Annotated in this window: 1 protein-coding gene; it reads left to right on the forward strand. The window is 55.4% G+C overall.

What is annotated here, in order from left to right:
* Positions 1 to 803 (forward strand): ATP-binding protein (locus WH277_RS02665; protein ID WP_339504258.1); only part of this gene is annotated, 803 nt, incomplete at both ends.

Genomic DNA, 803 nt, shown 5'->3' on the forward strand with positions numbered 1-803 from the left:
CCTGATTGGCAACGCGGTGAAATTTACCCAGCAAGGGGAAATCGTGGTGCGGGTTGGCTATCACCAGGATGACTGCCTGTACTTCGAAGTCGAAGATTCCGGCATGGGTATCCCGCAGGATGAGCAGGATAAAATTTTTGCCATGTATTACCAGGTGAAGGATCAGCGGGGCGGCAAACCTGCGACGGGTACGGGTATCGGGCTGGCGGTATCTCGCCGTCTGGCACAGAGTATGGGAGGCGACATCAGCGTGCATAGCGCGCCTGGGCAGGGCTCTTGCTTCACCCTGACGCTCAACGCACCGCGTGTGGTTGAAGACCTCAAAGATGAGCAGCAGGAAGAGGATCTGCCACTGCCTGCGCTGCACGTGCTGCTGGTGGAGGATATTGAGTTGAACGTGGTGGTTGCTCGTTCCGTGCTTGAGAAACTGGGCAACAGCGTAGAAGTGGCGATGACGGGACAAGCCGCACTGGATATGTTTGACCCGGACGAGTTCGATCTGGTGTTGCTGGATATCCAGCTACCCGACATGACCGGACTGGATGTGGCGCGCATCATTCACCAGCGTCATGCCGGAGAGCATCTGCCGCCGCTGGTGGCGCTGACGGCAAACGTCCTGAAGGATAAAAGTGAATATCTCGATGCGGGCATGGATGATGTACTGAGCAAGCCTCTGGCCGTTCCTGCACTCACAGCGATGATCAAAAGATACTGGGATTTTCAGGCAATTGATCTGCCTGATGCACCGGAGTTCAATATGGATGAGAAAGAACTGGCGTTACTGGATGTGCCTATGCTTGAAC

It is taken from the genome of Erwinia sp. MYb416 (assembly GCF_037479575.1).
Lineage (GTDB): Bacteria > Pseudomonadota > Gammaproteobacteria > Enterobacterales > Enterobacteriaceae > Erwinia > Erwinia rhapontici.